Genomic DNA, 7,144 nt, shown 5'->3' with positions numbered 1-7,144 from the left:
GGGTGGGTTCGGTGGCCTGTTCGCACTGCCGCCCGGCAAGTACCAGGCGCCGGTGTTGGTGGCGGGCACCGACGGGGTGGGCACCAAGCTGAAGGTGGCCTTCCTTGCGGGGCGCCACGACACGGTGGGCATCGACCTGGTCGCCATGTCGGTGAACGACATCCTCACCTGTGGCGCGGAGCCGCTCTTCTTCCTGGACTACTTCGCCACGGGGAAGCTGGAGGTAGACGCCGCGGCGGAGGTGGTCAAGGGCATCGCGCTGGGCTGCGAGCAGGCGGGGTGCGCGCTGCTGGGCGGGGAGACGGCGGAGATGCCGGGCTTCTACGCGCGGGGCGAGTACGACGTCGCGGGCTTCTGCGTGGGCGTGGTGGAGCGCTCGGCCATCATCGACGGCAAGACGGTGCAGCCGGGGGACGCGCTCATCGGGCTCACGTCTTCGGGGTTGCACAGCAACGGCTACTCGCTGGCGCGCAAGGTGCTGCTGGACGACGCGAAGCTGCCCCTGGACATGACGCCGCAGGGGCTGGACCGGCCTCTGGGTGACGCGCTGCTGGAGCCCACGCGCATCTACGTGAAGGACGCGCTCGCGCTGTGCCAGGCCGTGAAGGTGAAGGGCATGGCGCACATCACCGGCAGCGGCATCCCGGGCAACCTGCCCCGGTGCCTGCCGGACGGCACGCGCGCGGTGCTGAGCGAGTCCACGTGGAAGAAGCCGGCCATCTTCGACCTCATCGCGAAGACGGGCGGAGTCGCGCGCGACGAGATGTTCAGCACGTTCAACATGGGCCTGGGCCTCATCGTCGTGGTGGCGAAGGAGGACGTGGCGAAGGCGCTGGAGGTCCTGCGCGCCCGGGGTGTGGAAGCGTCCGAGGTGGGCCGGGTGGAAGCGGGCCAGGGCGAGGCCACGGCGGTCATCGACCCATGAGCGCGCGGCGGGCGCGGCTGGGGGTGCTCGTCAGCGGCGGCGGGAGCAACCTGCAGGCGCTGCTCGACGCGGCCGGGCAGGCGGACTACCCGGCAGAGGTGGCGTGCGTGCTGTCCAACGTGCCCACGGCGTTCGCGCTGGAGCGCGCCCGGAAGGCGGGCGTGCGCGCGGAGGTGGTGGACCACAAGGGCTTCGGGTCGAAGACGGACTTCGAGGCGGCGGTGCTCGGCGTGCTGGCGGACGCGGGCGTCGAGTGGGTGTGCCTGGCGGGCTTCATGCGGCTGGTGAGCGCGGACTTCCTGAAGCGCTTCCCGGGACGGGTGCTCAACATCCACCCTTCCCTGCTGCCGTCGTTCACGGGCCTGCATGCGCAACGGCAGGCGCTGGAGCGCGGCGTGAAGGTGGCCGGGTGCACGGTGCACTACGTGGACGCGGGCACGGACACGGGCCCCATCATCGCGCAGGCGGCGGTGCCCGTGCTGCCGGAGGACGACGAAGCGAGCCTGAGCGCGCGCATCCTCGCGGAGGAGCACCGGCTGTATCCGCTGGCCGTGCGGCTGGCGGTGACGGGCGCGGTGACGCTGGACGGGGCGCGCACGAAGGTGGACGCGCGAGTGACAGGAGACGGCACGGCGCTCCGCAGTCCGGGTGCCCCGAAGTGACGAAGGCCGTGGAGCCAGCGCATTCCGAGGCGTCCGAAGTGACGAAGGCAGGAGCACCGGCACATGCCGCGTCCGACGTGCCGAAGGCCGTAGCACCGCCGCATGCCGCGCCCGAAGTGACGAAGGCCGTAGCACCGCCGCATGCCGCGCCCGATGCGCCGAGCCTGGCCGAGCTCGCTCCCTTGGATCAAAGCGGGGCGTCAGCCCGCGATGCTCGCCGAGCAGCCCTGCGCGCGGCCCCCACGGTGATGGTCAGCGCGTGCCTGCTGGGCGAGGCGTGCCGCTACGACGGACGCTCGCAGCGTTCGGAGCGCGTGCTCGCGGCGCTGGAGGGCAAGGCCGTCATCCCCATCTGCCCGGAGGCCGCCGCGGGCCTGGGCATTCCGCGGCCTCCCGTGGATCTCGCGGGCGGCACGGGCGTAGACGTCTGGGCCGGCCGTGCGCGGGCCCTCACGCGGGAGACGCGCGAGGACCGCACCGCCGCGTTCCAGGACGGCGCCCGGCAGGCCCTGGAGGCCGCTCGGAGGTTCGACGTCACGGTGGCGCTCCTGAAGGAGAAGAGCCCCTCGTGCGGCAGCCAGCGCGTCTACGAGACAGGCGTGCTGCGCCCGGGCGAAGGCATCACCACCGCGCTGCTTCGCGCGGACGGGCGCACCGTCGTGAGCGACGAGGACCTGTAACCGTCCCCGCGCGCGTTGATCAGCCCAGCGCGGGCAACTCCAACTCGTCACCCGGCCGAGGCGCGAAGCACGCCTCGACCTCCGCGTCACTCACCTCCGCGAGCGTGGCCGGGCTCCATCGCGGCTTCTGATCCTTGTCCACCAGCACCGCGCGGATCCCCTCCTGGAAGTCCGGCCGCTGCGTCAGCGCCTGACTCAACCGGTACTCCATGCGCGCCGTCGCGTCGTAGTCCTGGCCGCGCCCGATGCGCAGTTGCCGCAGCGTCACCCGCAGGCTCGTCGGCGACATGCGCAGCAGCGTCGCGCGAGTCTCCTCCGCCCACTGCGTCCCCTCGCGCTCCAGCGCCGCGAGCATGTCCTCCACGCGGTCCCCCTGGAAGCACCGGTCGATGACCTCCGCTCGCGCGGCGAGCCCCGAAGCACCGGCGTCCTGATGGAAGCCCTGGAGCACGCGAGCCGCCACCTCGCGCCCCGGCCCGCTCCAGTCCGCGGCCGCCAGCGCATCCACCACGTCCTCCAGCCGCGAGGACTCCACCCGATGCGTCGCGTACCCCAACCACATCGCATCCGCCGCGTCACACCGCGCGCCGGTGAGCCCCAGGTATGTCCCCGCCTCGCCCGGGAAGCGAGGGAGGAACCAGCCACCGCCCACGTCCGGGAAGATGCCGATGGCCGTCTCCGGCATCGCGAGTACCAGCTTCTCCGTCACCACGCGGAAGGCCCCGTGCACGGACAGCCCCAACCCACCACCCATGCAGATGCCGTCCACCCACGCGATGAACGGCTTGGGGAAATGGTGGATCCGGTGATTGAGCGCGTACTCCGCACGGAAGAACTCGCGCGACAGCGATGCGTCCGAGCGTGCGACCGAACTGGCCACCGCGCGCACGTCCCCTCCGGCGCAGAACGCCCGGCCCCCGGCTCCGCGGATCACCACCGCCTTCACGGACGGATCCGCCGCCCAGGCATCCAGCTGGGGATGCAGCGCCCGGCACATCTCCAGGGAGAGCGCGTTGAGCGCCTTCGGTCGATTGAGGGTGACCAGACCCACGGCCCCCCGAGTCTCCTGCAGCACGTCCTCGCTCATGGCGTGGGGGATATCAGCCCGGAAGGGGCTCGCATGGGAGATTCAAGGGTGACATGGCGTCGGAAATCGGTATTGGGGAGAACATGACTTCCGCAGCCGCCCCCCTGCTCGCCGCCGTCTTCGACATGGATGGCACGCTCGTCGACAACATGGACTTCCACAACCGCGCCTGGGTGACGCTCGCCCGGAAACTCGGTCTGGATGGCCTGACCGCGGAACGCTTCCAGAACGAGTTCGCGGGAAAGAAGAACGAGGAGATCCTCCCGCAGCTGCTGGGCCGCACCCTCTCCGTCGCGGAGCTGGACGCGCTCGCCGAGGAGAAGGAGTCCCACTACCGCGCCATCTACCGGCCGTACCTGGCGCTGCACCGGGGCGCGGAGGGCTTCCTCCACCGCCTGCGTGACGCGCGGTTGCTCCTGGCCGTGGCCACCGCCGCTCCGCACGGCAACCGCGAGCTGGTGCTGGACGGGCTCTCCGTGCGTCCGCTCTTCGCCTGTGTCGTCGGCGCTGAACAGGTGGAGCGCGGCAAGCCCGCGCCGGACATCTTCCTCGCGGCGGCGAAGGCCCTCCAGGTGCCCCCCGAGTCGTGCCTCGCGTTCGAGGACGCCATCAACGGCGTGCTGTCCGCGCGCGCCGCCGGCATGGTCACCGTGGGCATCACCACCACCACGACCGCGGAGGCGCTGAAGAACGCGGGGGCCCACTACACCGCCCCGGACTTCGACACGCTGCCCCCGGAGCTGCTCGCGCGCCTCTTCGTGTCCAGGGCCTGAGGGGGCACATACGCCCCACCCCGGGCGCGGCCTCCCTGGAGAGCCGGGCGCCAAAAGGGCGCCAGACGCGGTGACGTTGTGTAGTGTTCGGCGGCCATGTCGACGTCCGCCAAACTCAAGCTCCCCTCGGGCCCGTCCCGGCACGTCTACGACGTCATCGTGCTGGGCAGCCAGGTCGGAGGCGCGCTCGCCGCCGCGCTCCTGGCGAAGCGCAACCACCGCGTGTTGCTGGTGGAGCACGACGGCATGGGGCCCGGCTACGAGCACGACGGCTTCGTGCTGCCCTACGCCCCCTTCGTCGCGCCGCCCCTCAAGGCGATGCCCGCCGTGGACGAGGCCCTCAACGAGCTGGGCCTGTCCACCGCCATCGGCCGCGCGCTGCGCCCCCACGCGCCGGAGCTCCAACTGGTGCTGCCCCGGAACCGGGTGGACCTGGTCGGGGACGCCGCCCGCCGCCGCGCGGAGCTGACGCGCGAGTTCGGCGAGGCCGGCGAGGGCATCCAGGGCGCGCTCGCGGGCAGCGCCGCGCAGCACGAGGCCACCGACGCCTTCTTCAAGGCCGGGCCCCAGCTGCCGCCCGACGGCTTCTTCGAGGGCTGGAAGCTCAAGGGGCAGATCAAGGAGCACCCGGCCCTGGACGCCACGCCCCGGCTCGCGGGCGAGGATCCGGCGCTGTCGCTGGTGCGCGGCCTGCTGCCCTTCCTCGTCCACCTGGAGAAGCCTGGCGCGCCCCTGGCGCAAACGCGGGCCCTGTCCCAGGTGCTCACCGCGCCGTCCACCTACCCCGGCGGAATGGACGCACTGCGCGACGTGCTCACCCGGCGGCTGACGGAGCTGGGCGGCGACGTGCTGGGCCGCGACAACCCGGCGGGCTTCATCGTCGAGGAGCTCGCGTTCGACGGCAGCAAGTTCTCCGGCGTGAAGCTGGTGCGCTCGGACACGCTCTACCGCGCGTCGTGCCTGGTGACGGCCACGGACTCCGGGGCGCTGCGCCGGCTGGTGACGGACAAGAAGCACCACCGCGGCCTGCTGGAGCACCTGGATCAGTCCAACATCAAGTCGCTGCTCTTCAGCGTGAACTGGGTGGTGCCGGAGGCGGCGCTCCCACGAGGCATGGGCGAGCTGGTGCTCGTGGACACGCAGGACGCGGAGCTGGGCCCGCTGCTCGTGCAGCAGCACCCGGCGCGCACGGCCGCGACCTCCGGGCACAAGGACGTGGAGGGCGTGCGTGTGCTGTGCGCGGGCGCCTTCGTCCCGGCCTCCGCGCGCGAAGAGGGCGAGGAGCACCTCCAGGCGCTGGCGAAGCGCATCGACGAGCACCTGGAGCGGCTGATGCCCTTCACGAAGCAGCACCGCGCGCTGCGATCGGTTCCCTACCTGGACGCCGGGGGAGTGCGCGGCAGCCGGCTCATGCCCCACCCGCTCTACAGCTTCGAAACGGAAGCCTTCCTGGGCGTCACGGGGTTGAAGCAGCGCACGCCCGCGAAGAACGTGATCCTGGCGGGCCGCGAGGTGCTGCCCGGCCTGGGCCTGGAGGGCGAGCTGCTCGCGGGCATGCGGGCCGCGAAGCTGGTGCAGGACATGTTGAAGAAGAAGGATCCGCTCAAGGGATAGGACCCGGGTCGGATCCGGCTGGATTTCCGGCCTGTTTCTGGTAGGGTCCGCCGCTCTTTTATGGGCTGCTGTCGAACGCCCCAGTTTTCAAGGAGTTAGCAGTCATGGCGTGGAAGTGCGACCTCTGTGGGAAGCGTCCGCTGGTGGGTAACAACGTCAGCCACGCGAACAACAAGACCAAGAAGCGGACCCTGCCGAACCTGCAGAAGGTGCGCGCGAACGTGAGCGGCAGCATCGAGCGCGTCCTGGCCTGCACCCGCTGCATCAAGGCGGGCAAGGTGACCAAGGCCGCCTGAAGTCCGGGAGCCTTCCGGTGGGCATGACGCGCGCTCGAAAGTCCGCGCTTCCGCCCACCGAACGGCTCCATCCCCGTGCGGATGACCTGGACCTCCTCCCTGTCGAGGCGGTCGTCCGACGGTTGCATCAAGAAGACCTGATCGCGCTTCGCGCGGTCCGTGAGGCGTTGCCGTCCATCGCGGCGGCGGCCCGGGCCGTGGCGGAAGCGTTTCGCGCTGGCGGCCGGCTGCTCTACGTGGGCGCGGGAACCAGCGGTCGGCTCGGCGTGCTCGACGCGAGCGAATGTCCCCCCACCTTCGGTGTCCCGGCAACGCGGGTCCAGGCGGCCATGGCTGGCGGCCGGCGGGCCCTGACGCGTGCCGTGGAGGGCGCCGAGGACGACGTCGCCGCGGGGGCCCGGGCGGTGCGGGCATTCCGGGCGCGGGCACGGGACGTGGTGTGCGGCATCTCCGCGTCAGCCTCCACGCCCTATGTCCGGGGCGCGCTGGACGAGGCCCGCGAGCGTGGGGCGAGCACGGTGCTGGTGTGCTGCAACCCGCCCGGGCCGGCCATGCGCGCGGACACGGTGGTGCTGGCGCGCACGGGGCCGGAGGTGGTGGCGGGCTCCACGCGGCTGAAGGCGGGCACGGCGACGAAGCTCGTGCTCAACGCCATCACCACCGCGGCCTTCGTGTCGCTGGGCCACGTGTACCGGGGGCACATGGTGGACGTGCGCCCCACGAACACGAAGCTGCGAGCCCGCGCGGTGCGCATGGTCGCGGAGCTGACGGACCTGCCCCCCGCGCGGGCGGCGGCGCTGCTCCAGGCCGCGGGGGACCACGTGAAGCTGGCGCTGGCCATGCACTTCACGGGGCTTCCGGCGGCCCAGGCGCGGCGCCAGTTGAAGGACGCGGGCCTGCGAGGGCTCGAACGTCCGGCGGCAGCCCGAGCGGCTCCAGGCCCGCGGCCACGTCGGCGCCCTTCGCGCTGAGCGAACTTCCTCCGGAATCCGACACGGAAGGCGTCATTCCCAGACACACGAGGTGCCCTCAGGGCCGGGGTCCGGCGGCCGTGGGAGCTGGCCTTTAGACTTGGGGCATGCGCCCCGCCACGCCCCCCTCCCCCTC

The 7,144-nt window shown here is 71.9% G+C and carries 8 protein-coding genes; 7 read left to right on the top strand and 1 reads right to left on the bottom strand.

The genetic code is table 11. The annotated features are described in order from the left end of the window. From purM to D7Y21_RS39160, 3 genes are all read left to right on the top strand, one after another. On the top strand, window positions 1-925 hold a 925-nt coding region (gene purM, locus D7Y21_RS39170; RefSeq protein ID WP_121718430.1), incomplete at its 5' end, for a phosphoribosylformylglycinamidine cyclo-ligase. Further along, window positions 922-1,587, top strand: a complete 666-nt coding sequence (gene purN / locus D7Y21_RS39165) for a phosphoribosylglycinamide formyltransferase (protein ID WP_121718429.1) — start codon at window positions 922-924, stop codon at window positions 1,585-1,587. The genes purM and purN, both read left to right, overlap by 4 nt. A 182-nt stretch (window positions 1,588-1,769) precedes the next feature. Further along, complete coding sequence (locus D7Y21_RS39160) at window positions 1,770-2,267, top strand: DUF523 domain-containing protein (RefSeq protein WP_233612467.1); 498 nt, start codon at window positions 1,770-1,772, stop codon at window positions 2,265-2,267. Window positions 2,268-2,286: 19 nt separating this feature from the next. On the opposite strand, the gene D7Y21_RS39155 is transcribed toward D7Y21_RS39160, so the two are convergent. Beyond that, window positions 2,287-3,354: an enoyl-CoA hydratase/isomerase family protein gene (locus D7Y21_RS39155; RefSeq protein WP_121718427.1), complete on the bottom strand. Its 1,068-nt coding sequence runs from the start codon at window positions 3,352-3,354 to the stop codon at window positions 2,287-2,289. Between the two features lie 83 nt (window positions 3,355-3,437). On the opposite strand from D7Y21_RS39155, the gene D7Y21_RS39150 reads away from it, so the two are divergent. The 4 genes from D7Y21_RS39150 (at window position 3,438) to murQ (ending at window position 7,008) form a co-directional block, all read left to right on the top strand. After that, window positions 3,438-4,127 carry an HAD family phosphatase gene (locus D7Y21_RS39150; RefSeq protein ID WP_120566558.1) on the top strand — a complete coding sequence of 230 codons (690 nt, stop codon included), beginning with the start codon at window positions 3,438-3,440 and terminating at the stop codon, window positions 4,125-4,127. 96 nt (window positions 4,128-4,223) lie between these two features. Beyond that, the gene (locus D7Y21_RS39145; protein ID WP_120566509.1) at window positions 4,224-5,741 is read left to right on the top strand and encodes an NAD(P)-binding protein; all 1,518 of its coding nucleotides are present in this window, start codon (window positions 4,224-4,226) and stop codon (window positions 5,739-5,741) included. Between the two features lie 104 nt (window positions 5,742-5,845). Continuing rightward, a complete protein-coding gene (rpmB, locus tag D7Y21_RS39140; RefSeq protein ID WP_014398134.1) occupies window positions 5,846-6,037 on the top strand; it encodes a 50S ribosomal protein L28 in 192 nt (63 codons plus the stop codon). Between the two features lie 23 nt (window positions 6,038-6,060). Next, window positions 6,061-7,008 (top strand): N-acetylmuramic acid 6-phosphate etherase, encoded by a 948-nt coding sequence (gene murQ / locus D7Y21_RS39135; RefSeq protein ID WP_120566508.1) that lies wholly within the window; start codon window positions 6,061-6,063, stop codon window positions 7,006-7,008. Window positions 7,009-7,144 lie beyond the last annotated feature (136 nt).

The organism is Corallococcus sp. AB045, assembly GCF_003668895.1.
Taxonomy (GTDB): domain Bacteria; phylum Myxococcota; class Myxococcia; order Myxococcales; family Myxococcaceae; genus Corallococcus; species Corallococcus coralloides.
Note: the sequence above shows the minus strand (reverse complement) of the source record. Positions and strands in the feature narration are given on the sequence as shown.